Annotated in this window: 23 protein-coding genes; 14 read left to right on the top strand and 9 right to left on the bottom strand. The window is 63.1% G+C overall.

What is annotated here, in order from left to right; genetic code table 11:
- The 5 genes from CSE6_RS06245 to CSE6_RS06270 all read left to right on the top strand — a co-directional run bounded on the left by CSE6_RS06245 (nucleotide 1) and on the right by CSE6_RS06270 (nucleotide 4806).
- The gene (locus CSE6_RS06245) at nucleotides 1-387 is read left to right on the top strand and encodes a multidrug efflux SMR transporter (RefSeq protein ID WP_045839271.1); all 387 of its coding nucleotides are present in this window, start codon (nucleotides 1-3) and stop codon (nucleotides 385-387) included.
- 1 nt (nucleotide 388) lies between these two features.
- Nucleotides 389-1594: a DegT/DnrJ/EryC1/StrS family aminotransferase gene (locus CSE6_RS06250; RefSeq protein WP_059440100.1), complete on the top strand. Its 1206-nt coding sequence runs from the start codon at nucleotides 389-391 to the stop codon at nucleotides 1592-1594.
- A gap of 253 nt (nucleotides 1595-1847) precedes the next feature.
- The gene (locus CSE6_RS06260) at nucleotides 1848-3461 is read left to right on the top strand and encodes an FAD-dependent oxidoreductase (RefSeq protein ID WP_059440101.1); all 1614 of its coding nucleotides are present in this window, start codon (nucleotides 1848-1850) and stop codon (nucleotides 3459-3461) included.
- Nucleotides 3458-3787 (top strand): ferredoxin family protein, encoded by a 330-nt coding sequence (locus CSE6_RS06265; protein ID WP_034382744.1) that lies wholly within the window; start codon nucleotides 3458-3460, stop codon nucleotides 3785-3787. Before CSE6_RS06260 ends, CSE6_RS06265 begins: the two co-directional genes overlap by 4 nt.
- 14 nt (nucleotides 3788-3801) lie before the next feature.
- Complete coding sequence (locus tag CSE6_RS06270; RefSeq protein WP_034406791.1) at nucleotides 3802-4806, top strand: ABC transporter substrate-binding protein; 1005 nt, start codon at nucleotides 3802-3804, stop codon at nucleotides 4804-4806.
- Between the two features lie 27 nt (nucleotides 4807-4833).
- On the opposite strand, the gene CSE6_RS06275 is transcribed toward CSE6_RS06270, so the two are convergent.
- The 8 genes from CSE6_RS06275 to CSE6_RS06310 all read right to left on the bottom strand — a co-directional run bounded on the left by CSE6_RS06275 (nucleotide 4834) and on the right by CSE6_RS06310 (nucleotide 15279).
- Nucleotides 4834-6147, bottom strand: coding sequence for a cyclopropane-fatty-acyl-phospholipid synthase family protein (locus CSE6_RS06275; RefSeq protein WP_059440102.1), 1314 nt, complete (start codon nucleotides 6145-6147; stop codon nucleotides 4834-4836).
- Nucleotides 6148-6194: 47 nt separating this feature from the next.
- On the bottom strand, nucleotides 6195-7094 hold the full coding sequence (locus tag CSE6_RS06280) for a hypothetical protein (protein WP_080746056.1): 900 nt from the start codon (nucleotides 7092-7094) through the stop codon (nucleotides 6195-6197).
- Entirely contained in the window at nucleotides 7091-8152 is a 1062-nt protein-coding gene (locus tag CSE6_RS06285; protein WP_034351347.1) for a peptidogalycan biosysnthesis protein, read from the bottom strand. Before CSE6_RS06285 ends, CSE6_RS06280 begins: the two co-directional genes overlap by 4 nt.
- Nucleotides 8153-8341: 189 nt before the next feature.
- The gene (locus CSE6_RS06290) at nucleotides 8342-9715 is read right to left on the bottom strand and encodes an aspartate aminotransferase family protein (protein ID WP_034351349.1); all 1374 of its coding nucleotides are present in this window, start codon (nucleotides 9713-9715) and stop codon (nucleotides 8342-8344) included.
- A gap of 265 nt (nucleotides 9716-9980) precedes the next feature.
- A complete protein-coding gene (gene recQ / locus CSE6_RS06295) occupies nucleotides 9981-11891 on the bottom strand; it encodes a DNA helicase RecQ (RefSeq protein WP_034389953.1) in 1911 nt (636 codons plus the stop codon).
- Nucleotides 11892-12028: 137 nt separating this feature from the next.
- On the bottom strand, nucleotides 12029-12763 hold the full coding sequence (hutC, locus tag CSE6_RS06300) for a histidine utilization repressor (RefSeq protein ID WP_238585644.1): 735 nt from the start codon (nucleotides 12761-12763) through the stop codon (nucleotides 12029-12031).
- A 45-nt stretch (nucleotides 12764-12808) separates the two neighbouring features.
- Complete coding sequence (locus CSE6_RS06305; protein ID WP_059440103.1) at nucleotides 12809-13957, bottom strand: acyl-CoA dehydrogenase family protein; 1149 nt, start codon at nucleotides 13955-13957, stop codon at nucleotides 12809-12811.
- Nucleotides 13958-13989: 32 nt separating this feature from the next.
- Nucleotides 13990-15279 (bottom strand): CaiB/BaiF CoA-transferase family protein, encoded by a 1290-nt coding sequence (locus CSE6_RS06310; protein WP_174447062.1) that lies wholly within the window; start codon nucleotides 15277-15279, stop codon nucleotides 13990-13992.
- A 17-nt stretch (nucleotides 15280-15296) separates the two neighbouring features.
- Here CSE6_RS06310 and CSE6_RS06315 point away from each other — a divergent pair, with 17 nt between their 5' ends.
- The 7 genes from CSE6_RS06315 to hutH all read left to right on the top strand — a co-directional run bounded on the left by CSE6_RS06315 (nucleotide 15297) and on the right by hutH (nucleotide 22407).
- Nucleotides 15297-16193, top strand: a complete 897-nt coding sequence (locus CSE6_RS06315; RefSeq protein ID WP_059440161.1) for a LysR substrate-binding domain-containing protein — start codon at nucleotides 15297-15299, stop codon at nucleotides 16191-16193.
- A gap of 290 nt (nucleotides 16194-16483) precedes the next feature.
- The gene (locus CSE6_RS06320) at nucleotides 16484-17308 is read left to right on the top strand and encodes a phytanoyl-CoA dioxygenase family protein (RefSeq protein WP_059440162.1); all 825 of its coding nucleotides are present in this window, start codon (nucleotides 16484-16486) and stop codon (nucleotides 17306-17308) included.
- A 73-nt stretch (nucleotides 17309-17381) separates the two neighbouring features.
- The gene (locus CSE6_RS06325; RefSeq protein ID WP_012836652.1) at nucleotides 17382-18344 is read left to right on the top strand and encodes an ABC transporter substrate-binding protein; all 963 of its coding nucleotides are present in this window, start codon (nucleotides 17382-17384) and stop codon (nucleotides 18342-18344) included.
- A 2-nt stretch (nucleotides 18345-18346) separates the two neighbouring features.
- Entirely contained in the window at nucleotides 18347-19204 is an 858-nt protein-coding gene (locus tag CSE6_RS06330; RefSeq protein WP_012836653.1) for an ABC transporter permease, read from the top strand.
- Nucleotides 19201-19986 carry an ABC transporter ATP-binding protein gene (locus CSE6_RS06335; protein ID WP_012836654.1) on the top strand — a complete coding sequence of 262 codons (786 nt, stop codon included), beginning with the start codon at nucleotides 19201-19203 and terminating at the stop codon, nucleotides 19984-19986. Before CSE6_RS06330 ends, CSE6_RS06335 begins: the two co-directional genes overlap by 4 nt.
- A gap of 26 nt (nucleotides 19987-20012) precedes the next feature.
- A complete protein-coding gene (gene hutC, locus CSE6_RS06340) occupies nucleotides 20013-20780 on the top strand; it encodes a histidine utilization repressor (protein ID WP_193751099.1) in 768 nt (255 codons plus the stop codon).
- A gap of 67 nt (nucleotides 20781-20847) precedes the next feature.
- Complete coding sequence (gene hutH / locus CSE6_RS06345; RefSeq protein ID WP_059440104.1) at nucleotides 20848-22407, top strand: histidine ammonia-lyase; 1560 nt, start codon at nucleotides 20848-20850, stop codon at nucleotides 22405-22407.
- 93 nt (nucleotides 22408-22500) lie between these two features.
- Here hutH and hutC (CSE6_RS06350) read toward each other — a convergent pair whose 3' ends face one another.
- Entirely contained in the window at nucleotides 22501-23217 is a 717-nt protein-coding gene (hutC, locus tag CSE6_RS06350; protein WP_059440105.1) for a histidine utilization repressor, read from the bottom strand.
- 144 nt (nucleotides 23218-23361) lie between these two features.
- Here hutC (CSE6_RS06350) and CSE6_RS06355 point away from each other — a divergent pair, with 144 nt between their 5' ends.
- Both CSE6_RS06355 and hutU read left to right on the top strand, forming a co-directional pair.
- Nucleotides 23362-24831 (top strand): cytosine permease, encoded by a 1470-nt coding sequence (locus tag CSE6_RS06355; protein ID WP_045839262.1) that lies wholly within the window; start codon nucleotides 23362-23364, stop codon nucleotides 24829-24831.
- 42 nt (nucleotides 24832-24873) lie between these two features.
- On the top strand, nucleotides 24874-26571 hold the full coding sequence (gene hutU / locus CSE6_RS06360; protein ID WP_045839261.1) for a urocanate hydratase: 1698 nt from the start codon (nucleotides 24874-24876) through the stop codon (nucleotides 26569-26571).
- Nucleotides 26572-26584 lie beyond the last annotated feature (13 nt).

The following is a 26584-nucleotide window of genomic DNA, read 5'->3' on the forward strand; positions in this document are numbered from 1 at the left end:
ATGAAGCGTTTTTACATTGTCGGCTTTCTGGTACTCATGGCCTTTGACACGCTGGCGCAGCTCAGCTTCAAGCAGGCCGGTGATTCCGCACTGCCGCTGGAGTTCTCCACCGGCTGGCTGCTGCGCGTGTTCAGCCAGCCCTGGATCTACGGTGCATTCGTTGGCTACATCGGTGCCTTTTTCACCTGGATGAGCCTGCTCAAGCACGCTCCCATCGGCCCGGCATTCGCGGCCTCGCATCTGGAGATCATCTCGGTGCTGGCGCTCTCGTACTGGCTGTTCAACGAGCCCATTGGCTGGCCGCAGATCATTGGCTGTCTGTTCATCGTGGCCGGCATCATGTGCCTGGCGGTGAGCGAGAAGCCAGAGGCCGAGCAGGTCGCCTGACATGCGCCAGCCCACAGTGCCGCCAACGGCAGGACTGCCACTGCAGCTCGGCGATCTCTGGCCCTCGGGTGCGTTCAGCCTGGCAGGACAGCTGGCCGCATGGCTGGGCGTGGAGGCGGTGCAGCTCGAATGCTCGGGGACCTCGGCCCTGATGGTGGCGCTGCGCAGCCTGCAGGCCCTCAGGCCTGGGCGCAGCGAGGTCGTTGCACCGGCCTATACCTGTCCGCTGGTGGCGCTGGCGATTGCGCAGTGCGGGCTGCAACTGCGCCTGTGCGATCTGCGCGCCGATGCGCTGGACATGGACCCTGTCTGCCTGCAGCGCCTGTGCAGCGACCGGACGCTGGCCGTGCTGCCCACGCATCTGTGCGGGCGTGTGGCCGATGTGGACGCCGCCCTGCAATGCGCGCGTGCCGTGGGCGCCTATGTGATCGAGGATGCCGCCCAGGCGCTGGGGGCGCGCAGCGGCGAAGCTTCGGTGGGCCTCAAAGGCGATATCGGCTTTTTCAGCCTGGCCGTCGGCAAGGGGTTGAGCACCTTTGAAGGTGGCGTGCTGATGGCGCGCGAGCCTTCCATGCGTGCTGCGCTGAGCGCAGCTGGCGCCGCCACCCGGTTCAGCCTGTGGTGGGAGCTGCGCCGCAGCATCGAGCTGCTGGGCTATGCCATGCTCTACCGGCCCTCGGGTCTGCGCATGGCCTATGGCAAGCCGCTGGAGAAATCATTGTCGCGTGGTGACTGGGTAGAGGCCGCAGGCGATGACTTCGACGATCTCATTCCCCAGCACAGTCTGGGGCGCTGGCGCCAGAGCGTGGGGGCCAGGGCATTGCGACGGCTGGAGGGGTTTCAGCAGCAAGCATCCGGACAGGCCCGCCTGCGCATCGCTCAGTTGCAGGCTTGCGGGCTGGAAGTGGTGCAGGATGCCGTGCCCCGGGCGCAGGGCGTGTGGCCGGTGATCCTGCTGCGCATGCCGAGCCAGCAGGCCAGGGATGCCGTGCTGCGCGCGCATTGGGGCGGTGGCTCGGGTCTGTCTCTGCCCTTTGTCCATGTGCTGCCCGACTATGGCCGCTACGACCATGTGCTGGGTGCTGCACGCGACGACGCGGTCAGCCAGGCGCGCGACTGGGCGCAGCGCTTGCTGGCCATCAGCAATAGCCCATGGCTGGATGACGAGCGCTTTGCGGATTTGCTGGACACGCTGGCAGCACGCTGATACGCCTACGCCTACGCCTACGCCTACGCCTACGCCTACGCCTACGCCTACGCCTACGCCTACGCCTACGCCTACGCCTACGCCTACGCCTACGCCTACGCCTACGCCTACGCCTACGCCTACGCCTGCAATCTGTCTGCAATAACGATATAGAAATCCATTCGTTCTGTTTTCGCCGGCTCGTTTCTACACTGAACTTGAACGGACTGCATGGCCTGTTGCCCCGCAGATCAAGGCACAAGGAGTGGTGAAAATGGGAGTAGGAAAACGCTCAAGGCAAGCGCTGTCAAGCGCGGCGGGGGCTTGCCAGCACGACGTGGATGTTCTGGTTATCGGCGCTGGACCAGCAGGGGCATGGGCTGCCATCAGCGCAGCCAGTCAGGGGGCAAACGTGCTGCTGGTCGATAAGGGATATTGCGGAACATCGGGCGCAACTGCACCTTCGGGCTGCGGCGTTTGGCATGTCGACAATACCGGGGATTTGCGTGAGAAAGCCAAAGCCAGTCGTTACACCATGGGGGGCATGCTGGCCGAGCAGGCATGGATGGATCGGGTGCTGGAGCAGACCTGGAACAACATCGAGCTGTTGACTGAATGGGGCTACCCGTTCCCTGTCGATGTGGAAGGCAAGCTGCGGCGCAACTCCCTGCAGGGCCCTGAATATATGCGTTTGATGCGCAAGCAGGTCAAGGCTGCCGGTGTACGTATTCTTGACCATAGCCCGGCGCTGGAATTGCTCGTGGATGACGCCGGCACGGTATGCGGCGCAACAGGTGTGCGCAGGCAAGCCGAAGATACCTGGGTTGTGCGTGCAAGTGCAACCATCATTGCCACCGGGGGCTGCGCTTTCCTTAGCCGCGCGCTGGGCTGCAATGTGCTGACCGGTGATGGATACCTGATGGCCGCCGAGGTGGGGGCACAGCTCTCGGGCATGGAATTCTCCAATGCCTATGGGCTGGGGCCGGCGTTCTCTTCGGTCACTAAGTCATTGTTCTACAACTGGGCCAGTTTTTACTATGCAGACGGCTCGCTGATCGAGGGTGCAGGGTCTTCGCGCGGGCGCAGCATCATTGCGCAGACGTTGCAAACACAGCCTGTTTTTGCGTGCTTGGATAAAGCCGATGCGAGCATTCAGGCATGGATGCGCACGGCACAGCCCAACTTCTTTGTCTCGTTTGACCGCAAAGGCATCAACCCTTTTCATGAAATGTTCCCGGTCAGCTTGCGGCTGGAAGGAACGGTGCGTGGCACTGGCGGTCTGAATGTGGTGGATGCCGACTGTGCAACCTCCGTGGCCGGGCTGTACGCTGCAGGCGATGCAGCAACGCGCGAGCTGATCTGCGGTGGCTTTACCGGAGGCGGCAGTCATAACGCAGCCTGGGCGCTCTCTTCGGGATTCTGGGCTGGTGCCGGCGCTGCGCGCTTTGCCTTGCATAACCCGATGAAAACACGGCAGCTTTACCGCGCTGGCAGTCCAGGTCTTGAGGAGCAGGGTCAAGCTCGGCTGGACAGCAGTCAGCTGATTCAAGCGGTACAGACCGAAGTCTTCCCGTACGAGCGCAACTGGAATCGCCAATCCGATGAGTTGCAGCAGTCTCTGCAGAACCTTGATGCCTTGTGGCTGCGCCTGCGTACAGGTGTGCAGTTCCAGTCCATCGAAGAGCGCCTGCGCATGCTGGCTACCTCGCGATGGATGTACCGGAGTGCCTTGCAGCGTACCGAAACCCGGGGCATGCATCGCCGTCGCGATCATCAAGAATTGGACCCTGGCCAGAGACATCGATTGATTTCTGGCGGCCTTGATGAAGTCTGGGTGCGTCGTCAGCGGGTCAAAGAAGTGCCGTCTTCCGAAGGAGTGCTCGCATGATCGAAATCATCAGTTCAGAGCGTTGCACCGGCTGCAATATCTGCGTCCATGCCTGTCCTACCAATGTGTTCGACATGGTCAAAGGGCAGGCTCCGCGCATTGCCCGGCAAAGCGATTGCCAGACTTGCTTTATGTGCGAGCTGTATTGCCCTGAGGACGCCTTGTATGTTGCCCCGGTGGCAGATGCTGCAGCCCATGTTGATGAGCTCGCGCCTGCCACGCAAGCTTTGCTGGGCAGCTATCGCGCCTCCGTTGGTTGGGGCAAAGGTCGCCAATCTACCGCGGCACTGGATGCCAGCTACGAGCTGCTGGCGCGTGCGCATTAGAAATTTTGTCATCCATGTCAGAACATGAAATCCGTTTGTCGGAAGCAGGCTCTTGTGCCGCTTTCAATCGTCGTCAATGGCTGCTTGGCGCTTTGGCGGCAAGCATTCCCATGCTGGGTGAAGCGCAGTCTCAAAGCGCGGTGCAGACCTTGCGTATCGGCTATATCGGTCCTGGAAAGAAGCCTGCTTATGCCACGGGCTGGGCGCTGCAGCAGGGTATCTTGCAGCGGGAGCTGAGCACGTTGGGCTTCTCCCAGGTCGTGACCCGTGTGTTTCCCAATGGACCGGACTTGAACGAAGCATTCATTGCCGACCATCTGGACATCGGCATCTATGGCGACACACCCGCAGTGGTCGCTCATGCGCAAGGCTTTCAAGGTAAGTTACTGGGTTTTGATTGCGTGGGCATGAACACCTGGCTGCTGACCCCCAAGGCTGGCATCAAGACGGTGGAGGAGCTCAAGGGCAAAGTCGTTGGCGTGGCTCTGGGCTCATACATGCACCGCTTTGTGCTGGGTCTGCTCAGGCAGCATGGTTTGAGCGGCAGGGTCAAGGTGGTGCATATGCTGCCGCGCGACGGTGCGCCGGCGCTGGAGCGTGGGGATGTAGCTGCGTTTGCCGCACCTATCAATATGGGGCCGTTGCTGGCGCAGCAAGGCTTTCCGGTTCTGGCAGAGGCTGCGCAGTATCCGACGCTGCTGGGCACATCGGTCATTGTGATTTCTCCCAAACTGCTTGCGAGGTTGCCGCAATTTCCTGCTACCTGGGGCCGTGCACGCAGCATTGCCCTGGGGGAGATTCGTAGCGACAGCGCAGCGTATCTGGCGTTTCATGCCGAGGCCAGCGGTTTCCCGGTGCCTGCGGTCAAAGCCTCTGTGGCATTGAGCAATCTGCCCGCTCAGGCCTATCCGGAGCAAGGCTTGCATTTGATCTCCGAGGCCAAACGCTTCCTGCTCAATGAAAAGCTGGTGCGCAAGGATTTTTCCGTTGAGAGCTGGAAGATTCCCGGGTTTTCATGAGCTTTTCTTCTGACAAGATCATTGGAGTCAAGCGATATTTGCCCTTGCTTCAGTGGGATCTGTCATCGCGGAGACTCTGCATTTCTGTTCGGATTCCCTGGCTTTCAGTGCTGTCTCACGCTCGGCGATATAGCTGCGCGTGAGCGGTACGGCATCCTGCCTGCGCGCCAGCTGAACCTGGAAGATGGCGATGTCCTGATAGCGGAACGCGGTCTCCGACATGGACAGATAGAACTCCCACATGCGGCAGAAGCGCTCGTCATACAGGGCTGCGGCTTCGGCACGGCGTGTCATGAAACGCTCGCGCCACAGGCGCAGGGTCTGGGCATAGTGCAGGCGCAGCACCTCAATATCGCAGATCACCAGCCCCGCGCGCTCTATGGCAGGCGTGAACTCCGACATCGACGGAATATGGCCTCCGGGAAAGATGTAGCGCTCAATCCAGGGATTGTTGAAGTCGGGCACATCGCTGTTGCCGATGAAGTGCAGCAGCATCACGCCGTCCTCGCTGAGCAGCTCATGGCATTTGCGGAAGAAGGCGTCATGGAATCTCGTGCCCACATGCTCGAACATGCCGACGGAGACAATGCGCTCGAACGGCCCATGTGTTTCGCGATTCATGTCGCGGTAGTCTTCCAGTCGGTACTCCAGCCGCTCGCCATGGATGGATTGCGAGGCCCTGGACTGCGCGCCGGCCAGTTGCTCCGTGGACAGCGTGATGCCTGTGACATGGCCGGCACCGCCCACCTCGGCCAGATAGCGCGAGAGACCGCCCCAGCCGCAGCCGATATCGAGCACGCGCTGGCCCGGCTCGATTAGCAGCTTGGCGGCGATATGGCGCTTCTTGGCCAGCTGTGCCGTTTCAAGGTCTTCGTTGCCCTGCTCGAAATAGGCGCAGGAGTACTGGCGCTCGCTGTCGAGAAACAGCTGATAGAGCCGGTCGTCCAGATCGTAGTGATGCGCCACGTTGGCACGCGATTTGCCGCGCAGATTGTTCTGCAGCAAGGGCCGCAGCTTCATGCGCCAGGCATCGAGCAGGCGTACCGTGGCGCTGACGGGCACCTGCCTGGCGCCGCGCAGCACCAGCTCCAGCACGTCGTAGACCGTGCCTTGCTCGACCAGCAGGCGCTGTTGCATGAACAGTTCGCCAAAGTTGAGGTCGGGGTCGCGCAGCAGCGCAAGGACGGCGCGTCTGTCGGCAAAGCGCAGGCGCGCCTGGGGCTGGCCGCCGTCGCCGAAGATCAGCGCCTTTCCTGAGGGAGTGATGACTTCGAGCCGTCCCGTGGTGACCAGAGGTGCAAATGCCTGTTGCAGCAATTTTTCGGTCAACCGATCCAGCATGTCAGCTCCTTGAAGCGAAGTGTTGAAAAGTGGCCGGTGAAATCGCTCTAACTCGTGCTGCTGAGCGCTATGCGCTGTATCAGCCGCTGGTTCAATGCATGCTGCCCGGCCTGCCAGCCGGCCAGCGTAGCAGCGTCAATCTGTGTGTCCTGGCCGTCGCCTGCGCTCATCAGTCGCTTCCACCAGGTGCCATAGTGCCATGACGACACGTCGCCCGTGATGTCACTGCCCGCGATCTGTCCGCGCAGCGCATCGATCAGCTGCACGGCCTGCTCTTCCAGCATCCGGCCCTGGTCCCAGTTGGTGCGCACGACTTCGGCGGCGAACACATCCTTGTCTATGCTCAGATACGTGTCCTGCGGCCAGTCATGCAGATGGCTGGACAGCGCCTGTACCAGCTCCGAGATATTGGCAAAGCTGCGAAACGCCTTGCCCGCGCCCAGGCGCCGGGCCCAGCCGGTGTCCACGCCGCAGCTCCAGTAGGTGAGCTTGCCAGCGCGCAGCGGCCGCAGATAGTTCTCCCAGGCGTGGGCCGAGCCAATGTCCTGCGAGGTAATGCCTGCCACATGGACCTGCGACACGGCCGGGTGCATGGCCACGCGTCGCACCCAGGAGCCGCAGTGCACACCCCAGGGAAAGCGCATATTGTCCGGGTGGTTGTCCAGCACCACCACGCGCAGCGGATGCTTGGCGCTGAAGCCCTTCTGGGCAATGCAGCGCTCGATCAGCGGCCAGCTCAGATGGTGAAAGTCGCCGCTGCCCATGAGCACGGTACCGTGCTGCGCGGGCAGCTGCTCCTGCATGGCCTGGGTGAAGCGCCTGAAGCTGCGCAGGCCGCAGCCAAAGCGCACCAGCTCCTGCCACTGGGCGAGCGCAAGCCGCTTCTCCTGGAGCAGCGGGCCTACCGATTCATCGACATCCAGCACCACAGGTGTTTGTTGCATCATGCCTTGTCACTCCACTGGCGATCGCTTTCAAACAGACCGGAGAAGCGCCGGCCCAAGGCGCGCAGCAAGGGGTTGCGGATGAAGACCAGATGCTGCGTCATGGTGAAGCTGGCGCCGAGCTGGGCCTTGACTTCCGGGTCGGTCCAGCCCGCTACATAGTGGGACAGGCCCCGCTCCAGTGCGTATTCAAGATTGACCATCCAGCTCACGAAATAGAGATTCGCTTCGCGCGCTGCGGGGTAGGACAGGCCTATGTATTTGTCGATCAACCTGCCGTCATGCTCGAAGCACAGATTCCAGCCCAGCAGCGCATCGCTTTGCCGATCCCGGTATTCGAACACGATGCCGCCGTTGTCCTCATCGCGCAGCAGGCCGGCCAGGAAGGCGCGAGAGAGTTTGTCGAAATGGATCTCGCTTTGCGCATACACCGCCTCGAACAAGGCGTAGTAGGCGTCGATCCGGTTCTCGTCGGCAAAGGCCGCACCGGTCGGCAGGCGGCGAATGTCAAGCTCGGCACGGCTCTTGAGCTTGCGCCTGAGGCTGCTGCGGCGGTTCTTGGACAGGCCGGCCAGATACTCGTCCGTGCTGGCAAAGCCAAGAGGTACATAGGCCAGTGCTTGGCCTTCGAGCGTCACAAAGCCTTGCTCGGCCAGTGCCTGGGACAAGGCCTTGGCAAAGTCGTTGTCGCTGGCGCTCAGAAGGGGTGATGCCTGCGGCAGATCCTTGACGATGGTGAGCATGGTCCGGCCCGCCACGGCGCGCAGCTGCCGCGCCAGCGTGGCCGCATCCACGCCCTGGGGCAGGGGCGCATACTCGCTGACCGTGCTGCCGATGAAGTCCGTCTTCAGCCTGAGCCTGGAGCTCAGAAAGCGCCCGCCCGGCAAGGACAGAAGACGCGCCTTGAGCGCGTCATCTGCGGTGGTCAGCAAATCGAAGGGGGCGGTGAATGCTGGCGCCGGCCATTCCTTCAGCAAGGCAAAGCCTTCTGGAGGATGGTTGGTGAACTGCTGCAGCAAGCCACTGGGTTCGAGCTGGTTGCGGAAATTTTCCGTCGCCATTTCGCCTTTTTGTAGTCGGTTGTGATGGCGCCTGAGTGTGTCTGCAGCGCAGAAAACTGGCACAACCCAAGCATGAGACAGCGAGCAAGACCTGGGCGGCCCCCGCCGCCGCACAGCGAGGCTGTCGTCCCCCTCCCGAAGACAGAGGGGAAAGCGGCGGGGCCGCCTAGGCAAAGCCGCTCAGGGCGGTTACGCCTTTTTAGCCTTGCTCAGCAACTGATCCAGCAGCACCATGGCTTCGTCGATCTCGCTGCGCGAAATCATCAGCGAAGGCGCGAAGGTGATCACGTTCTTGTAGTAGCCGCCCACGTCCAGCACCAGGCCGCGCTTCTGGCCCTGGTATTCCAGGCCGCCTTCGAGGCCGATGTCCACCATCTTGTCCAGCAGCGCCTTGTTGGGCGTGAAGCCGTCCTCGGTGCAGATTTCGGCGCGCAGCGCCAGGCCCAGGCCGTCCACATCGCCGATTTCCTTGTGGCGCTTTTGCAGCTCCTTGAGGCCTTCGAGGAAGTAGGCACCCGATTCGCGCACCTGACGGCCGAAGTCCATCTCGTGGGTCATCTTCATGACTTCCAGGCCCAGGGCCGTACCCAGCGGGTTGGAGGCAAAGGTGGAATGGGTGGATCCGGGCGGGAACACCGTGGGGTTGATCAGCTCTTCGCGTGCCCACAGGCCGGACAGCGCATTCAGACCATTGGTCAGTGCCTTGGCAAACACCAGTACATCGGGCTTGATGCCGAAGTTTTCCACCGACCACAGCGTGCCGGTACGCCAGAAGCCCATCTGGATTTCGTCGACCACCATCAGCACGCCGTGATCGTCCAGCACCTTCTTCAGACCCTTGAAGAAGTTGGGAGGAGGAACCACGTAGCCGCCCGTGCCCTGAATGGGTTCCACGTAGAAGGCCGCGTATTCGCACTGGTTGGTCTTGGGGTCCCAGACCGCGTGGTATTCGTTCTCGAACTTGCGCGCGAATTCGCGCACGATCTGGTCCGCATACTCCTCGGACGTCATGCCCTTGGGACGGCGGAAGGGGTAGGGGAAGGGGATGAACTGCGCGCGGTCGCTGAAGTGGCCGAAACGGCGGCGGTAGCGGTAGCTGGAGGTAATCGAGGACGCGCCCAGCGTACGGCCGTGGTAGCCGCCTTCGAACGCGAACATCAGGCTCTTGCCGCCGCTGGCGTTGCGCACGACCTTCAGCGAGTCCTCGATGGCTTGTGCGCCGCCCACGTTGAAGTGCACGCGGCCGTCATGGCCCCACTTGCGCTTGGCGTCTTCGGCAATGAACTTGGCCAGTTCGATCTTGGTGGGGTGCAGATACTGGCTGGCCACCTGGGGCAGCTCCTGCAACTGCTCGATCATCTTGGCCTCAAGACGCTTGTTCTTGTAGCCGAAGTTGACGGCCGAATACCACATCTGCAGATCGAGGTAGGACGTGCCTGCATCGTCGTACATATAGCTGCCTTCGCAGCCCGTGAAAATCTTCGGAGGATTGACGTAGTGGACGGTGTCGCCAAACGAGCAGTATTTGGCTTCGTCAGCCAGCAATTGGGCAGTATTGATCACAGCAGAAAGCGCTCCGCAAAAATGGATTCGGTCAACGGTATGCGGCAGCAGTGTGCGTTTGCAATATTTCCGGGCTGTCGAGCATTTGTGTGGGAATTGTGGAGAGCTCTGCGTCGGCCGATTTCCAGCGCCGCAAATGGCGGCGACAGATGTCCGGGCGCACGCAGCTGCCTGCAGCAGCTTGCCCGGCCCTGTTCAAAGTACGGGGCGCGGCTCGCTGCCGCTCGTCGAGGCAGCGTCCAGACCGCTGCCGAATCCGGGCCGATTAGCCCAGTGCCACCACGCGCAGCACCTCGGCGCCATAGGCATCGAGCTTCTTGGTGCCCATGCCGCTGACGCCCTGCAGCTCCTGCAGGCTCTGGGGGTTGAGCTCGGCAATCGATGCCAGCGTGGCGTCGTGGAAGATCACATAGGCCGGCAGATTGTGCGACTTGGCGACTTCGGCACGCCAGGCCTTGAGATTGATGAAGCGAACCTGTGCGTCGGGACCCAGATTGACCGCAGCTGCATTGGCGGCGGATTTCTTGCCCTGCTTCTTGCTGCGCGATGCGGCCACGGCCTCGCGCAGCTGCACCTGTATCTCGCCCTTGAGCACGGCACGCGAGCCCGCGGCCAGACACAGGGTGTCAAACACATGGCCGCTGTTCTCGCTCACCACCTTGTGCAGGCCCAGGGCACCCGTGGCCAGCAACTGGCGCATCACGGCGCGCAGTTGTGGCTCGGAATACTCCTTGCCGATGCCGAAGGTGGATACCTTGTCATGCCCGTACTGGGTGACCTTGTCCGTCTCCTTGCCGCGCAGCACGTCCATGATGTGGCCCGCACCATAGGTCAGGCCGCTGGCCTCGTGCACGCGGAAGATGGTGGACAGCAGCTTGCGTGCCGCATCCGTGCCATCCCATAGCGCCGGCGGCTCCAGGCAGTTGTCGCAGTTGCCGCAATGGGTGCGGGCAACGGCCTGCAGTGGCTTGCCATCCAGGCTCGGCTCCTGTCCATACTGTTCGCCAAAATAGGCCAGCAGGCGTACGCGGCGGCAGTCGGTGGCCTCGGCCAGACCGAGCAGGGCATCGAGCTTGCCGCGCATCACCTGCTTGAACTGTTCCTCGGCCGGGCTTTCGTCGATCATGCGGCGCTGGTTGACCACGTCGCTGAGACCGTAGGCCATCCAGGCATCGGCGGGCAGGCCGTCGCGGCCCGCACGGCCGGTTTCCTGGTAGTAGCCCTCGATGTTCTTGGGCATGTCCACATGAGCCACAAAGCGCACATCGGGCTTGTTGATGCCCATGCCGAAGGCAATCGTGGCGCACATCACCACGCCTTCTTCGCGCAGAAAACGGTCCTGATGGTTCTGGCGCATTTCCTGGGGCAGGCCGGCGTGGTAGGGCAGGGCATTGATGCCGTTCTGCACCAGGGTCTGGGCCAGTTCCTCGACACGCTTGCGCGACTGGCAATAGACCACGCCGGCCTCGCCCTCGTGCTCGCGTTCGATAAAGCGCAGCAGCTGGTTGCTGACGTCCTTTTTCTCGGCGATCTTGTAGCGGATGTTCGGGCGGTCGAAACTGCTGATGAAATGCTGGGCCGCTTCCAGCTGCAGGCGCTCGATGATGTCGGCGCGCGTCAGCGCATCGGCCGTGGCCGTCAGCGCGATGCGCGGCACATCGGCATAGCGCTGGTGCAGCACGCTCAGCGCACGGTATTCGGGGCGGAAGTCGTGTCCCCACTGGCTCACGCAATGCGCTTCGTCGATGGCGAACAGCGACAGCTTGCCCTGGGCATGCAGATCGTCGAGCAGACCCAGAAAGCGTGGCGTGTTCAGACGCTCGGGAGCGGCATAGAGCAGGGTGATGTCGCCGCTTTGCAGGCGCAGCTCTACCTCCTGCGTCTCGTCGTAGCTCAGGGTGGAGTTCAGATAGGCGGCGCTGATGCCGGCCTCATGCAGCGCACCGACCTGGTCGTGCATGAGCGCGATCAGCGGCGAGACCACGATCGTCACGCCATGGCCGAGCTGCTGGCGCGCAATGGCCGGAACCTGGTAGCACAGCGATTTGCCGCCGCCCGTGGGCATGAGCACCAGCGCATCGCCGCCGTTGATGACATGCGAGACGATGGCCTGCTGAGGGCCACGGAATTGCTCGTAGCCAAAAACGGCTTGCAGAATGGATTGCGCGGAAGACACCGGGTACTCTTGAATCGATAGCTGGTAGCGCTTGCTGGATATGGGGAAGAGGCCGATTTGGCCTCTGGTGCAAGCATCAGGACTGGCCCTATTGTGCGCCGCGACCCGGCGCGCTGCCCAGGCCGGGTTATGCGCAATCAGCCAGCCTGCCCTATGGTGGAGGGCGAAAAATGCGCATCCAGCTCGTAGAGATCGGCGGGATAGGTCAGGCGCACAAAGGTGATGGGCAGCTGCCCGGTCCAGGTACGGCGGTCGATCACCAGGCAGGGAAAGCCGGGCTTGATCTCCAGCAGGCCGGCGGTTTCCTCGCTGGCTGCCTCGGCGCGAATGCGGTGTTCGGCCGAGCTCCAGGGCACGTGGTTGACCATCCAGGAGCTGGGACTGTGCTCGGTGAACGGCTCGTGCTCGGCGTCCGGCACGGATTCGAGATTGATCAGGCGGTCTTCGATGCAGAACGGACGCGCTCCCGCCATGTGCAGGCACAGCACATGGACGATGGAGGCCGGCCGGGCCATGCGCATGGCCTCCATGTCCTCGCGCGTGCTGCGCCTTTGCGTGCGCCCGAGCAGCCTGCTCGAATACTCCTGCCCCATGCCCAGCACCACCTGGCGCAGATCGGGAATCTCCAGCACGGCAGAGCTGGTTTGCGGGCGCGTCACAAAGCTTCCCGCCTTGCGCTTGCGCACCAGCAGACCGGCTTCTGCCAGCTTGTTGAGCACCTTGCTCACGGTCATGCGCGAGCATTGGTAATGGACGGTCAGTTCCATCTCCGACGGGATGCGATAGCCGGGCGGCCAGCGGCCACTGAGAATGTTCTGTTCAATCTCGGTGAGAATTTTTCCGTGCAGCGACATGGAAGAGTGTTTGTCCATGGAGTGGATTACACCAGCAAATCCGGCCGGGTGCCGCTGCGCCTTCTAAGCGTTCAATACGGAGCGTGCAATGATGGTGCGCTGAATCTCGGAAGATCCTTCGTAGATGCGCAGGATGCGGGCATCGCGCACATAGCGCTCCAGGGGCATTTCCCGGGTATAGCCGTAGCCGCCATGGATCTGCAGCGCCTCGTCGGTTACGAAGCCCACCATCTCCGAGGCGAACAGCTTGGCCATGGCCGACTGCTGGGTGAACGGTTGCCCCTGCTGGCGCAGTGCCAGGGCCTGCATGGTCAGCGCCCAGGCGGCTTCCAGGCGCAGCTTCATGTCGGCCAGCTTGAACTGTATGCCCTGCTTGTTGGCTATCGGTTCGCCGCCCACCAGACGCTGGTTGGCCCAGTCGGCCGCCGTCTTGAGTGCGGCCTCGGCAATGCCCAGAGAGGTCGCAGCCACGTCCAGGCGGCTGTTGTCCAGCACCTTCATGGCAGTCTTGAAGCCGCTGCCCTCGGCACCGAGGCGGTTGGCGGGAGGAACGCGCACGCTGTCCAGCGAGACTTCAAAGGCATGGCCGCCGCGAATGCCCATGAGCTTCTCGGGCGACGAAATCTGTATGCCGGGCAGATCGCGCGGCACGATGAAGGCGCTGACCCCGCGTGCCGCAGCTTCCGCATCGGTCTTGGCGAACACCACCATGAAGCGGGCCTCCGCCGCATTCGAGATGAAGTGCTTGACGCCTGTGATCAGATAGTCGTCGCCGTCGCGCACGGCCCGGGTACGCATGTCTGCAGGGTGGGAGCCGCCGCGCGGCTCGGTCAGCGCAAAGGCCGCCAGCCATTCCCCGCTGGCGCAGCGCGGCAGCCATTGCTCGCGCTGCGTTTCGTCGCCGGCTATGAGAACGGCATCCGTGCCCAGGTAGTGAGCACCGATCATGGACGAGGTCGCGGCGCAGGCGCGCGAGATGGCGACCAAGGACATCAGCATGGCGGTGGGGGTGACGCCCGGTCCGCCAAAGCGTTCCGGCAGATTCATGCCCATCACGCCCAGCGCGGACAGGCCGGGCACATGGCGCGTGGCGGAAAAGGCTTCCTCGTCCATGGCCTGGGCCACGGGCGCCAAGGTTTCCTCGGCAAAGCGTGCAACGGCATCGGCAACGGCCTGATCTTCTTCGGTCGCGCCCAGACGAATCAATGACATGGCGGTCTCTCCTTGTTTTCTACCAATCAAAATCAACCCAAAGCGCCTGCTTCGCGCAAAGCGGCAATGGCATCCGTGCTGCGGCCCAGCCAGCTTTGCAGCAGCAGCTCCGTGTGTTCGCCCAGGGCCGGTGCGCGTTGCGCACGATTGGGCAGAGCGCCGTTGAAATGCACGGGCTGTGTCGGCAGCTGCAGGCCCGGGAGGCGTTCGTCCTCGACCTCGCAGAGCAGGCCACGCGAGCGGATCTGCTCGGAGTTCAGGGCCTGCTCTATGTTCCAGATGGGGGCTGCGGGAACGCCTGCCGCTTCGAGCCGCGCCACCACATCGGCCACATCGTGCTGCGTGCTCCAGCCCTCCAGCGCGGCGCGCAATGCGGGCTCGTTGGCCGAGCGGGTTTCATCGCTGGCAAAACGCGGATCGCTGGCCAGCTCGGGCAGGTTCATGGCAGCAGCGGTGGCGTCGAACAGCTTCTTGTTGAGCACGGCCAGGGCGTAATGGCCGTCACGTGCCCTGTAGACGCCAAACGGCGCCGAGAGCGGATGCCGGTTGCCCACACGCCGGGCAGGCTGGCCGGTGAACAGATAGCGCGACATCGATGTCGCCAAAAAGCTCAGCGTGGTGTCGAACATGGCGACATCGACATGCTGGCCGACTCCGGTTCTCTGCGCCTGCAACAGGGCCGCCAGTGTCGCCCAGGAAGCAAACAGGCCGGCAACCACATCGCTGACCGCCTCGCCGACCAGGGTGGGCGCGCCTTGAGGCTCGCCCGTGGCCTCCATCAGGCCGCTCATGGCCTGAACAATGATGTCGTAGGCTGGGCGGTGGGCCAGCGGGCCGGTCTGGCCGAAGCCGGAGACGCTGACATACACCAGCCGGGGATTGAGGGCGCGCAGCGTTTCGGGGCCGATGCCCAGGCGCTCGGCCACGCCCGGCCTGAAGTTCTCGACCACCACATCGACCTGCCGGGCCAGCTCATGCACCACGGCGACCGCATCCGCATGTTTGAGGTCCAGCACCAGGCTTTGCTTGTTGCGATTCATGACCGTGAACAAGGCGCTTTGCCCATTCTTCATGGGGCCGATGGCGCGGTAGTCGTCGCCCTGGGGCGGCTCCACCTTCACGACTTCCGCGCCCAGATCGGCCAGCAAGGCCGTGGACATGGGGCCCGCCAGAACCCGGGTGAAGTCCAGGATGCGGATGCCGTCCAGCGGACGGGAGGCAGTTTTTTCGGTTGATGCAAGCATGGGAGTCCTGCTGTTGATCTGAAGCGATGCCTGCATGCTGCCCAAAACATGAATCAATGGAAAATATTCATTTCCCATTCACTGGATTCAAAAAATTGATTCAGATAAATCTGCGCCAGCTCGAATATTTTGTCGCCGCGGCACGCCACGGCAGCACGGCCAAGGCGGCGCTGGCCATCAATGTTTCACAGCCCTCCATCTCCAAGGCGATTGCCGACCTCGAAGCCCAGTGGGGTGAGCAGCTGTTCGTGCGCCGCCATGCCCGCGGTATGGATTTGACGGCCGCGGGCAGCGTACGTCAGCGTGAGGCGCAGGCATTGATAGAGCGCGCACGGCTGCTGCAGGGGCCGCGCACACAGGCTATGGCCGGACTGCTGCGCCTGGGCTATCTGAGCACGTTGGGGCCGCGCTGGGTGCCGGCCATCGTGGCGCAGATGCGCAAAAGCCACCCGCAGGTGGAGATTGAGCTCGTTGATGGCGACATCGAGAGTCTCACGCGGTGGCTGGAGCGTGGCGAACTCGATGCAGCACTGCAATACGACCTTGGTCTGGCGCGTCCGCGCCTGGATATGGCCCATGTGGCGAACCTGACGCCCTATGCGCTGCTGCCTTGGGGTCACGCCCTGGCGGACAAGGCCACGGTGCGCCTGACAGACCTGGCGCTCTGCCCCCTGGTGCTGATAGGCCTGCCTCACAGTCGCGAGTATTTCCTGTCTCTGTTCCGCGAGGCGGGCGCCACGCCGCAGATCGCCTTCGAGACCGGATCGCTGGAGATGGCTCGCTCTCTGGTGGCCAATGGCCTGGGGGTCGGTTTGCTGACGACGAGACCTGTGGTGGACAAGTCGCAAGACGGCAAGCGCCTGGGCTGCCGGCGCTTGCGTGGTCCGGTGGCCCGGCAGTCGGTGGTGGTGGCTTTCCCGAGGGATATGGCTTCCCCTTTGATCCAGCCGCTGCTGCCCGTGGCCCGCTCGGTGTTCGCGCGCGCAGGCTGAAGGCCGGACCAGGGCTGCAGCAGGGATCCCCCGCGATTTCCCGGACAGGGAAGATATGTATATACAGGTATGTGCAACTCTAGGATTCTCGAGTCCGGAGGCATGGGCGCCAGACGGCAGAAATGCACAGAACCGGTGCAGCCCATTCGCTCTTTGCACCAGACAAAGCGTGAATCCGCACCAGGAGTTGCATGCAGCTTCCGGTAAGACAGGTGGCAGACACAGCGATGAGACTGGCACACATCCTGCTTTGTCGGGAAATGTATAGACAGTTCTATTGGGGGTTTGACATGGCAGTTGTGGAGCACATGCAGTTGTCCGAAGAGGACATCACCGCATTCGAGCGCGACGGCGTCATCGTGATCCGTCAGGCGTTCAACGATTGGATGGAACCGTTGCGCGAGGGCGTGCGTCGGCTGATGGCCGATCCGGGCCCCATGGAACGCTCGGTGGTGCCTGCCGACGGTTCGGCGGCCTTTTTTCAGGATCTATGCAACTGGCAGCGTATCCCTGAATTCAGCGATTTCGTACTGCGCTCTCCGGCCGGCTCGCTGGCCGCGCAGCTGATGCGCTCGCGCACAGCGCGCTTCTTTCACGACCATGTGCTGGTCAAGCAGCCTGGAGGCAGCACCGTTACCCCCTGGCACCAGGACCAGCCGTATTACTGCGTGGATGGTCGGCAGAGCGTGAGTCTCTGGACGCCGCTGGACCCGGTGGTGCGCTCGGTGGTGATGGAGTGCGTGCGCGGCTCGCACCGTTGGGGCCAGGATTTCCGGCCCATGCGCTTCGACGGCACGCGCCTGTACGAGAACGACAACTATGCCGCGCTGCCAGACATCGATGCGGCACGCGACCAGTTCGATATCGCGGGCTGGGACATGGAGCCCGGCGACGTGATCGCCTTCAATTTCCGCACCGTGCACGGCGCACCCGGTAACCGATCGCAGATCGCGCGCAGAGTGTTCTCGGCACGCTGGGTGGGTGATGACGCCGTCTATGCCGACCGCGGCGGCAAAGGATCGCCACCGATCAAGGGACTCACCATGAAGCATGGCGATCCCTTCGATGACCCGATGTTCCCTGTGGTCTGGCGCGATGGCGCGCCAGCTGTCTAGGTCCCTGGTGGAGGCAGGCCGGCCGCACCGGGCGCCTGCGCAGTGTTGTCAATCTCGTCGAGAGGAATATTCCATGTCCATGATGAAGAAAACCGTGCTGGCTCTTTCGCTGGCAGCAGGTCTGTCCGGGGCGGTCCTGGCGCAGGAAACCAAGGTGTCCGTCGCCATGTCCGGCTGGACGGGCTTCGGCCCGCTGACGCTGGCCAAGGATGCTGGCATCTTCAAGAAGCTGGGGCTTGATGTGAGCATCCGCAAGATCCCTCAGAAGGATCGCCATCTGGCGATCGCCTCGGGCGACGTGCAATGTGCCGCCACCTCAACCGAGACCTGGATCGTCTGGAACGCCAACGGCGTGGCAACGACCCAGATCTTCAAGATGGACCAGGGTATGGGTGCCGACGGTATCGTGGCCAGGCCCGGCATCGAGAAGGTCGAGGATCTCAAGGGCAAGACCATTGGAGTGTCTGCGCCCGGCACCAATCCGTATTTCTCGCTGGCCTGGATCCTCAAGAAGCACGGCATGACGCTCAAGGATGTGAAGATGGTGACGCTGGAACCAGCCCAGGCCGCCAATGCGCTGATCGCAGGCAACAGCGGACTGGACGCAGCCATGACCTATGAGCCATATCTGGGCCTGGTGCGCAGCCAGCCCGACAAGGGCAAGCTGATTGCCGACTCCAAGCAGTACTCCATGGTGTTCGACACCTTCGGCTGCACGCCCAAGTTCCTCAAGGACAACCCCAAAGCCGCCAAGGCACTGACCGAAGGCTATTTCGAGGCGCTGGACATGATCGAGAAGGACAGGACCAAGGCCTTCACCATCATGGGCGCCGACCTCAAGCAGACGGCCGAGCAGTTCGAGACCTCTCAAAGCAAGATCAAGTGGGCCGACCGCGAGGCCAACATTCGCTTTTTCAATGGAGAGATCCAGGCCTTCAACAAGGAAGCAGCCACCTTGCTGCTGGAGACCGGCGTGATCCGTGCCATTCCCGCCAATCTCGACAGCCTGTTTGACACCCAGTTCCTGAGGAAGTGACCATGGTCTCCGTCAGTTCCATAGACAAGCAGGCGGTGGCGGGAGAGCCCGCCGCTGCGCCGGCTTCCCACGGACCCCGCAAGATGAAGCTGCTGCATCCGGTAGAACCTCGTGTCCGCCTTTTTCTGGGGGTGGCATTTTTCGCGCTATTCCTGCTGTTCTGGACGTTCCTGACGGTGGCCGGCATCGTCGCTCCCCATTTCCTGGCGTCGCCCTTGCAAGCGCTGAAAGCGGCCTGGAAACTGTTCACCGAATTCGGCTTCCTGAACGATGTGGGCATGACGGTATGGCGGGTGATGGGCGGCTTTGTGCTGGCGGCAGTGATCGCCGTGCCCCTGGGCATTGCCATGGGGGCATACAAGCCCATAGAGGCCATATTCGAGCCCTTCGTCTCGTTCGCGCGCTATCTGCCGGCCTCTGCCTTCATCCCGCTGCTGATCATGTGGGTGGGCATAGGCGAGGCGCAGAAGCTGTCCATCATCTTCATCGGCTGCTTCTTCCAGCTCACGCTGATGGTGATGATGATCGTCGGCAATGCGCGGCGTGACTTGGTCGAAGCCGCTTACACGCTGGGCTCCACCGACTCCAGCGTGATCCGGCGCGTGCTGCTGCCCGGTGCCGCTCCCGAAATCGCCGAGGCCTTGCGTCAGGTGCTGGGTCTGGGCTGGACCTATGTGGTGGTCGCCGAGCTGATCGGCGCTGCCTCGGGCATAGGGCACATGATCATGGACAGCCAGGCGTTGATGGCCACCGACAACATCATTGCCGGCATCGTCATCATCGGCCTCGTGGGCCTGACTTCGGACCTGCTGTTCAAGAAGCTGAACCAACTGCTTTTCCCCTGGAGCCTGATGCGATGAGCCGCCTGTCCATACGCCAAGTCACCAAGGTCTTCCAGGGCACGGCCCGGGGAGCCTCTCCCACCACGGCGCTGCAGCCCACGAGCCTGGAGGTGGCCGACAACGATTTCATCACCGTGCTGGGGCCTTCGGGGTGCGGTAAGTCCACGCTGCTGCGGCTGGTGGCGGGGCTGGAGACGCCCACTGGCGGAGAGATACTCCTCGATGGCCATCGAGTCGAAGGGCCGGGCGCTGACCGTGGCGTGGTGTTTCAGAGTTATACGTTGTTTCCCTGGCTCAACGTGCGCCAGAACATCTGTTTCGGCCTGCGCGAGAAGGGAGTGCCTGAGGCCCAGCAAAAGGAGATCAGCGAGTACTTCATCGCCAGCGTGGGGCTGCGCGGCTTTGAGCAGCACTTTCCCAAGCAACTGTCTGGTGGCATGCAGCAGCGCGTGGCCATAGCACGGGCGCTGGCCAACGATCCCAAGATCCTGCTGCTGGACGAGCCCTTTGGCGCGCTGGACAACCAGACCCGGGTGGTCATGCAGGAGTTGCTGCTGGGTATCTGGGAAAAGCACCGCAAGACTGTGATCTTCGTCACGCACGACATCGACGAGTCCATCTTCATGGCCAGCCGCGTGGCGGTGTTCAGCGCCCGCCCGGGCCGCATCAAAGCCGACATTCCCGTGAACTTGCCGCATCCACGTCACTACACGGTCAAGACATCATCGGAATTCATGGAGCTTAAAGCCCGACTGACCGAAGAGATTCGCGCCGAGGCGCTGGCGGCTGCTGCACACTGAGGGCTTTCATGACCACAGTCCACACCATGCCTTCCCGCATCACCGCTACTCGTTTTTCCTCACCGACGGCGGAGGTGCCAATGGCCCTGTACCAGCAGGTCAAGGACCATGTGCTGCGCAAGATCGGCGACGGATCGCTGGCCGCCGGTGCGCGCGTACCTTCCGAGCAGGAACTGGTGAACGAGTTCGGCGTGGCGCGCATGACGGTGAACCGCGCGCTGCGCGAACTGGCCGAGCAGGGCGTGATCGTGCGTGTGGCCGGTGTCGGCTCCTTCGTGGCCGAGGAAAAGCCGCAATCGACCCTGCTGCGCATCGCCAATATCGGTGAAGAGATCACCCAGCGCGGGCATGACCATCGCTTCGAGCTGCTCGATATGCGCCGCGAGTCCGCCTCGCCCGAGGTCGCTGCGGCGCTGGACCTGGCGGTCGGCGCCTCGGTCTTTCACCTGCACGGCGTGCACTTCGAAAACGAGCTGCCGGTCCAGATCGAAGACCGCTATGTGAACCCCCGTCTGGTCCCCGACTTCATGGACCAGGATTTCTCTGCCGTGCAACCCTCGGTCTATCTGGTGCGCAATGTGCAGTACGACCAGATCGAGCATGTGGTCGATGCGATCTTGCCTACGGCCGAGCAGGCTCGGCTGTTGCAGATGGCTCTCGACCAGCCTTGCCTGATGCTCACGCGCCGTACCTGGCTGCGCGGCGTCCCTATCACCTGGGTGCATTGCGTGCATCCGGGCATGCGCTACCGACTCGGTAGCCGTTTCCGAACCGATTCAGTGCACGGCGGCTGATCCCGGCCAGGCCCTTGAATCCCTCAGTACGTTTTTGTTTCTCTTGACTGTATAGACAGGTATAGCCATGAACACGACCACCACCCAAGAGCTCTCGAACTCCGAACTGGAACTGCATCCCGGCGAGCTCACGCTGGCTCAGCTGCGCCGCATTCAGGACGGCGGCGTGCAGCTCAGCATGGCGCAGGCTGCCTATGGCGCCATGCGCAAGGCCGAGGCGCATGTGCAGCACATCGTCGATGAAGACCAGGTGGTCTACGGCATCAATACCGGTTTCGGCAAGCTGGCTTCGACCAAGATCGCCCATGAGCGTCTGGCCGAGCTGCAGCGCAATCTGGTGCTTTCGCACAGTGTCGGCACGGGCGAGCCGCTGCCGGATCATGTGGTGCGCCTGGTTCTGGCCACCAAGGCCGTGAGTCTGGCCCGCGGGCATTCGGGAGCCCGCACGGCGTTGGTGGACGCGCTGCTGGCCCTGGCCAATGCCGATGTCCTGCCCGTGATTCCCTCCAAGGGGTCGGTAGGGGCTTCGGGCGATCTGGCGCCGCTGTCGCACCTGGCCTGCGTGCTGATCGGCGAGGGGCAGGCCAAGGTGGGCGGCAAGCTCGTTTCCGGCCGTGAGGCCATGCAGCATATCGGCCTGGAGCCCTTTGTGCTCGGCCCCAAGGAAGGGCTGGCGCTGCTCAATGGAACCCAGGTTTCCACCTCGCTGGCGCTGGCCGGCCTGTTCCAGGCCGAAAGCGTGCTGGCCGCAGGACTGGTCGCAGGTTGCCTGACGCTGGAAGCCATACAGGGCTCCATCAAGCCCTTCGATGCGCGCATCCACGCGGCACGCGGCCAGCAGGGACAGATCGCCGTGGCGGCTGCCGTGCGCTCGCTGCTGGACGGCAGCGCCATCGACCCCTCGCACCCCAATTGCGGGCGCGTGCAGGACCCCTATTCCATCCGCTGCGTGCCGCAGGTCATGGGCGCCTGCCTGGACAATCTCAGCCATGCCGCGCGCGTGCTGGTCATCGAAGCCAATGCAGCCTCGGACAATCCGCTGGTGTTCGATAACGGCGACGTGATTTCGGGCGGTAACTTTCACGCCGAACCCGTGGCTTTCGCCGCCGACATCATGGCCTTGGCGATCGCTGAAATCGGCGCCATCTCCGAGCGTCGCATGGCCTTGCTGCTGGACACCGGACTATCGCGCCTACCGGCCTTTCTGATCGAGGACAGCGGCGTCAACTCGGGCTTTATGATCGCCCAGGTCACGGCGGCTGCCCTGGCGGCCGAGAACCAGTGCCTGGCCCATCCCAGCAGCGTGACCAGTCTGCCCACCTCGGCCAACCAGGAAGACCATGTCTCCATGGCCACCTATGGCGCGCGTCGCCTGGCAGACATGGTCAGGAACACGGCCGTGATCGTGGGCGTGGAGGCCATGGCCGCAGTCCAGGGCATGGACTTCGACCGCCGGCTCAAGAGCTCGCCGCTGATCGAGGAGCAGTACGCGCTGATCCGCAGTCAGGTGCCCTATCTGGACAAGGACCGCTATCTGGCCCCCGATATCGAAATCATGCGTCTGTGGGCGCTGGAAACCGCCTGGCCCGAGGTGTTGCAGAGCATTCTGCCGAGCAACGCGGTCTGAGCCGCCACCATGCCGTCACGCCGCAAGCATCGGGCAAGAGCGGTTCTTGCCGTTGCGGGGCGGAGTTCCGGCTGCGCTTGCCGGGGCGGCGGGTCAGAAACTGCCGGCGAACTGGTAGCGCGAAGCCGGGTGCCACAGGGCCGAAACCGAGGCCACCTGGCCCTGGGAGCGGGTTCTGCGGCGCAATACCAGACAGGGTTCGGTGACCTCCATGCGCAAAAGCTCCGCCACCTCGGCCGTGGGCATGCTCGCTTCGATGGAGAAATTCACGCCCTGCAGCGGAGCCACGCGCACCAGGTAGGCATTGGGCGTCTGGCTTGCAAAGTCCTGGCTCAGATAGTCGGGAGCCACGGCCGGATTCACATAGCGGTCTTCGATCTGGATGGGGACATCGTTCTCGAAGTGCACGACCACGGAGTGAAACAGATGGGTGGTGGCGCTCAGCTCGAACTGGCGCAGCAGGGCGGCATCGACCTTGCAGCGCTCGAGCCGCTGCAACTCCCCCCGGTGCCGGTGGCCGCGTGCGCCAATTTCGTCGGCGATATTGCGCAGCTCCACCAGGGTGGCCTGGTACTTCTGCTGGGCCACGAAAGTGCCCGAGCCCTGGACACGCGTCAGTGTTTTTTCGTCGCTGAGCTCGCGCAGCGCGCGGTTGACGGTCATGCGCGCCACATTGAACTGCTTGACCAGGGCGGCCTCGCTGGGAATGGCCTGGCCTTCCTGCCATACGCCACTTTGAATCTGCTGCAGCACATGGTCTTTGATGCGCTGGAACGCAGGTACGGCGGCGGTGGTATCGGTTCGCGACATAGGGTTTGTGTGGATCAGAAAAGCTGTCTAGATGATTGACGTGGGTTGGAGTAAATCACAAAATTAGTCTATACAACTTCGCGAAAATAAATGAAAGTTGTTCGGACATATAAGAGACATCCAGAGGGATTGACGGAGCAATTCATGAGTATTGATACAGCAACGCTGGGTTCCTCTGGCGCCATAGAGACCAGAACCATAGACATGGTTCCGGAGAGCGAGCGCCACGGCTCGCCCTCCAGCCAGTTCACCCTCTGGTTCGGAGCCAATTGCCAGATCACGGCCATTGTCGACGGAGCGCTGGCCATCGTGTTCGGCGCCGAGGCCATGACGGCCATCATCGGTCTGCTGATTGGCAACATTCTCGGCGGCATTGTCATGGCCCTGCATTCGGCCCAGGGCCCGCGCCTGGGCCTGCCTCAGATGATTTCCAGCCGCGTGCAGTTCGGCGTCAAGGGCGCGGCCCTGCCGCTGCTGCTGGTGATCCTTATGTACCTGGGCTTCGCGGCCACGGGCACGGTTCTCTCGGGCCAGGCCATCAACCGCATGTTCGATTTCTCGGCCCCGCAGACCGGCATGATCATCTTCGGCACGCTGACCGCTATCGTGGCCGTGGTGGGCTATCGCCTCATCCACGTGCTCGGCCGCGTGGCCACGGTGATCGGGCTGCTGGGCTTTGCCTACCTGGCCGTGCGCCTGGGCATGCAGTACGACGTGGCCAGCGCCTTCGGTCAGAAGCCCTTCACCTGGGCGAGCTTCCTGCTCACCATCGCGCTGTCGGCCGGCTGGCAGATGACCTTCGCGCCCTACGTCGCCGACTACTCGCGCTACCTGCCGTCCAACACGCCTACGTCGCGGGCCTTCACCACCACCTTCATGGGCAGCGTGATCGGCGCGCAGATCGCCATGACGCTGGGCGTGCTGGTCGCCGCGCTGGGGGGCCAGTTCCTGAAGAACCAGGTCGGCTTCATCGGTGACCTGGCTGGTCCGGCCGCCATCGTGATCTACCTGGTGATCGTCTCGGGCAAGCTCACGGTGAACTGCCTCAATGCCTACGGCGGCTTCATGACCATCCTGACCACGGTCAGCGGCTTCAACAACAAGACGCAGATCTCGCCCGTCGCGCGCATCGCCTACATCGTCGGCTTCGTGCTGCTGTCGCTGGTGGTGGCCTTGCTGGCCAGCGCCGACTTCCTGAACAACTTCAAGAACTTTGTGCTGCTGCTGCTCGCCGTCTTCGTGCCCTGGAGCGCTGTGAATCTGGTGGACTACTACCTGGTGTCCAAGGAGCGGGTCGACATTCCCGCGCTATACGACCCCCAGGGCCGTTATGGCAGCTACAACTTCATGGCGCTGGGTTGCTATGTGCTGGGCATCCTGGTGCAGATCCCGTTCCTGAACCAGGCGCTGTACAAGGGTCCGCTCGCCTCCATGCTGGGCGGTGCTGACATCTCCTGGATCGTCAGCCTGCTGGTGACATCGCTGGTGTACTACCCACTGGCCAAGCGGTCCATGAAGGTGCCTGCGGCCATGATCTATCCCAAGTGCAGCCCGGCCCCAGCCGTCGAGCCCGACTTCTACGCCGAGGCAACCCGCTTCCGCGCCGAGCCGTAACGCCTTTTCCATATTCTCTCCATTACTGTCAAAGGAGCAGCCATGACTACCCCTACCGATTCGCGCATCGACCCCACCCGCGTCATCCGCGCCCCTCGCGGCAACCAGCTCAGCTGCAAGAACTGGCTGACCGAAGCGGCCTACCGCATGATCCAGAACAACCTCGACCCCGAGGTCGCCGAGAACCCGCAAGCCCTGGTGGTCTACGGCGGCATCGGCCGCGCCGCCCGCAACTGGGAGTGCTACGATCAGATCCTGGCTTCCCTCAAGGAACTCAATGAGGACGAGTCCCTGCTGGTCCAGTCGGGCAAGCCTGTGGGCGTGTTCAAGACCCATCCGGGCGCGCCCCGCGTGCTGATCGCCAACTCCAACCTGGTGCCCAAGTGGGCCACCTGGGAGAAGTTCAACGAGCTGGACCGCAAGGGCCTGTTCATGTACGGCCAGATGACGGCCGGCAGCTGGATTTACATCGGCAGCCAGGGCATCGTGCAGGGCACTTTCGAGACCTTTGTCGAAGCCGGTCGCCAGCACTACAACAACGACCTGACCGGCAAGTGGATTCTCACGGCCGGCCTGGGCGGCATGGGTGGCGCCCAGCCCCTGGCCGCCACGCTGGCCGGCGCCTGCTCGCTGAACATCGAATGCAAGCAGTCCAGCATCGACTTCCGTCTGCGCACCCGCTATGTGGACAAGCAGGCCAAGGACGTCGACGACGCGCTGGCCCTGATCAAGCATCACACCGAAAAGGGTGAGGCGGTCTCCATCGCGCTGTTGGGCAATGCCGCTGAAATCCTGCCCGAGCTGGTCAAGCGCGCCAAGGCCGGCGGCCCCAAGCCCGACATCGTGACCGACCAGACTTCGGCCCACGACCTGATCAACGGCTACCTGCCCGTGGGCTGGACCGTGGCACAGTGGGAAGCAGCCGCTGCCGACCCCAGCCAGCACGCCAAGCTGACCAAGGCCGCAGCCCAGGGCTGCGCCGTGCATGTGCAGGCCATGCTGGACTTCCAGGCCATGGGCATCCCCACGGTGGACTACGGCAACAACATCCGCCAGGTGGCCTTCGACGAGGGTGTGAAGAACGCCTTCGACTTCCCCGGCTTCGTGCCCGCCTACATCCGTCCGCTGTTCTGCGAGGGCAAGGGCCCGTTCCGCTGGGTGGCGCTGTCGGGCGACCCCGAGGACATCTACAAGACCGACGCTAAGATCAAGGAGCTGTTCCCCGAGAACAAGCACACCCACCGCTGGCTGGACATGGCGCGCGAGCGCATCGCCTTCCAGGGCCTGCCCGCACGTATCTGCTGGCTGGGTCTGGGCGAGCGCCACAAGGCGGCCCTGGCCTTCAATGAAATGGTCAAGAACGGCGAACTCAAGGCCCCCATCGTCATCGGCCGCGACCACCTGGATACCGGCTCCGTGGCCAGCCCCAACCGTGAGACCGAAGCCATGAAGGACGGCACGGATGCCGTCTCCGACTGGCCGCTGCTCAACGCCCTGCTCAACACTGCCGGCGGCGCCACCTGGGTCAGCCTGCACCACGGCGGCGGCGTGGGCATGGGCTACTCGCAGCACTCCGGCATGGTCATCGTGGCCGACGGCACCGATGAAGCCGCCGCGCGGCTGGCGCGCGTGCTGGTCAACGACTGCGGCTCGGGCGTGATGCGCCATGCGGACGCAGGCTACGAGCTGGCCATTGAGACCGCACGCAAGCAGGGCCTGAAGCTGCCCATGGTGAAGTAAGCGCCATGGCCGC

Origin of the sequence: Comamonas sp. E6 (assembly GCF_001010305.1) — a bacterium.
Taxonomy (GTDB): domain Bacteria; phylum Pseudomonadota; class Gammaproteobacteria; order Burkholderiales; family Burkholderiaceae_C; genus Comamonas; species Comamonas thiooxydans.

Excerpts from the sequence above, each read along its gene's own strand:
- CSE6_RS06355 (WP_045839262.1), top strand. The coding sequence starts at position 23,362 with ATGAGTATTGATACAGCAACGCTGGGTTCCTCTGGCGCCATAGAGACC.
- CSE6_RS06330 (WP_012836653.1), top strand. The coding sequence starts at position 18,347 with ATGGTCTCCGTCAGTTCCATAGACAAGCAGGCGGTGGCGGGAGAGCCC.
- CSE6_RS06310 (WP_174447062.1), bottom strand. The coding sequence starts at position 15,279 with ATGGGAAATGAATATTTTCCATTGATTCATGTTTTGGGCAGCATGCAG.
- CSE6_RS06280 (WP_080746056.1), bottom strand. The coding sequence starts at position 7,094 with ATGATGCAACAAACACCTGTGGTGCTGGATGTCGATGAATCGGTAGGC.
- CSE6_RS06250 (WP_059440100.1), top strand. The coding sequence starts at position 389 with ATGCGCCAGCCCACAGTGCCGCCAACGGCAGGACTGCCACTGCAGCTC.
- CSE6_RS06335 (WP_012836654.1), top strand. The coding sequence starts at position 19,201 with ATGAGCCGCCTGTCCATACGCCAAGTCACCAAGGTCTTCCAGGGCACG.
- CSE6_RS06270 (WP_034406791.1), top strand. The coding sequence starts at position 3,802 with ATGTCAGAACATGAAATCCGTTTGTCGGAAGCAGGCTCTTGTGCCGCT.
- hutH (WP_059440104.1), top strand. The coding sequence starts at position 20,848 with ATGAACACGACCACCACCCAAGAGCTCTCGAACTCCGAACTGGAACTG.
- CSE6_RS06275 (WP_059440102.1), bottom strand. The coding sequence starts at position 6,147 with ATGCTGGATCGGTTGACCGAAAAATTGCTGCAACAGGCATTTGCACCT.
- hutC (WP_238585644.1), bottom strand. The coding sequence starts at position 12,763 with ATGGACAAACACTCTTCCATGTCGCTGCACGGAAAAATTCTCACCGAG.
- CSE6_RS06320 (WP_059440162.1), top strand. The coding sequence starts at position 16,484 with ATGGCAGTTGTGGAGCACATGCAGTTGTCCGAAGAGGACATCACCGCA.
- CSE6_RS06260 (WP_059440101.1), top strand. The coding sequence starts at position 1,848 with ATGGGAGTAGGAAAACGCTCAAGGCAAGCGCTGTCAAGCGCGGCGGGG.
- CSE6_RS06325 (WP_012836652.1), top strand. The coding sequence starts at position 17,382 with ATGTCCATGATGAAGAAAACCGTGCTGGCTCTTTCGCTGGCAGCAGGT.
- CSE6_RS06265 (WP_034382744.1), top strand. The coding sequence starts at position 3,458 with ATGATCGAAATCATCAGTTCAGAGCGTTGCACCGGCTGCAATATCTGC.
- hutC (WP_193751099.1), top strand. The coding sequence starts at position 20,013 with ATGCCTTCCCGCATCACCGCTACTCGTTTTTCCTCACCGACGGCGGAG.
- hutU (WP_045839261.1), top strand. The coding sequence starts at position 24,874 with ATGACTACCCCTACCGATTCGCGCATCGACCCCACCCGCGTCATCCGC.
- CSE6_RS06285 (WP_034351347.1), bottom strand. The coding sequence starts at position 8,152 with ATGGCGACGGAAAATTTCCGCAACCAGCTCGAACCCAGTGGCTTGCTG.
- CSE6_RS06305 (WP_059440103.1), bottom strand. The coding sequence starts at position 13,957 with ATGTCATTGATTCGTCTGGGCGCGACCGAAGAAGATCAGGCCGTTGCC.
- CSE6_RS06245 (WP_045839271.1), top strand. The coding sequence starts at position 1 with ATGAAGCGTTTTTACATTGTCGGCTTTCTGGTACTCATGGCCTTTGAC.
- hutC (WP_059440105.1), bottom strand. The coding sequence starts at position 23,217 with ATGTCGCGAACCGATACCACCGCCGCCGTACCTGCGTTCCAGCGCATC.